The organism is Burkholderia sp. AU33803, assembly GCF_002223095.1.
Classification (GTDB): domain Bacteria; phylum Pseudomonadota; class Gammaproteobacteria; order Burkholderiales; family Burkholderiaceae; genus Burkholderia.
Genome location: NZ_NKFJ01000028.1, coordinates 1 through 1,204 on the forward strand (window position 1 = coordinate 1; position 1,204 = coordinate 1,204).

Sequence of the window (1,204 nt, forward strand, 5' to 3'; positions counted from 1 at the left end):
TGACCTGCCCCCGGTTTTAGTCCGGACTGCAGTTAGAGTCCGAGGTTAAAAACTGTTGCTTTGCATCGTGCGCCCGGGCGAACTGCACGGGTGTCAGATAACCGAGCGAACTATGAGGCCGCTCGGTGTTGTACTCGATACGCCATTCCTCAATCAGCCGCTTGGCGTGGCGCATTGACACGAACCAGTGCTCGTTCAGGCATTCATCTCGGAACCGCCCGTTGAAGCTCTCGATATAGGCATTTTCCACCGGCTTGCCAGGCCGAATGAACGACAGCGTGACACCGGCTTCGTAGGCCCATGCATCCAGCACCTTACCAGCGAACTCCGGCCCGTTGTCGACCGTGATGGATGCGGGTAAGCCTCGCATCTCCTTGAGCCGCTCGAGCACTTGCTGCACTCGTAAGCCCGGCAGCGAAGTATCGACCTCGATGGCCAAGCACTCGCGCGTGTAGTCGTCGACCACGTTCAGGCATCGAAACCGCCGACCATAGGCCAGCCCGTCAGAAACGAAGTCCATCGACCAGCTCTGATTCGGGCCTGTTGGTAACGGCAGCGGCGTGCGCTCGACAGCCGCAATACGCTTGCGTCGCCGCTTGCGCACGCTCAGTCCCGCCTTGCTGTACAGGCGCCAGATGCGCTTGTGGTTGGCGAAGCAACCATCCCGCTGCAACAGCACGTGAATCCGGCGATAACCGTAGCGGCGCTTCTGCGCGGCGATGGCCATCATCCGGCCAGTCAGCGCTTCGTCGTCAACTCGGCGGCGTGATTCGTAGTGGAACAGCGAGCGCGAAATCCCTACCAGCCCGCAGGCCCGGGTAACCCCCATGGCGCGTTCGGTCATCAATATCCGGACCGCTTCGCGCTTGGCCTGCGGGCTTGCTACTTTCGAGCCAGCAGGTCCTTCAGCGCGGCGTTGTCGAGCATTGATTCGGCCAACAGGCGCTTGAGCTTGTTGTTCTCCTGCTCCAGTTCCTTCAGGCGCTGCGCATCGGAGACCGTCATCCCGCCGAACTTCGCTTTCCAGTTGTAGTAGGTCGCTTCCGAGATGCCGTACTTGCGGCACAACTCCGCCGGCTTCAAGCCAGCTTCGGCTTCCTTCAAGATGCCGATGATTTGTTCTTCAGTGAATCGCTTTTTCATTGCCGTTCCTCTCTGGAACGGACTCTACACCGTCACCGTACTAAACGCGGGGGGCAGGTCA

Annotated in this window: 1 protein-coding gene; it reads right to left on the minus strand. The window is 60.0% G+C overall.

Translation table 11 applies throughout. The features are described 5' to 3' along the window. Positions 1–16: 16 nt before the first annotated feature. A protein-coding gene (locus CFB41_RS37105) for an IS3 family transposase (protein ID WP_089456894.1) occupies positions 17–1,143 on the minus strand; the annotation gives its coding sequence in 2 pieces (ribosomal slippage) (positions 17–903 and positions 903–1,143; 1,128 coding nt in all). Positions 1,144–1,204: the final 61 nt, after the last annotated feature.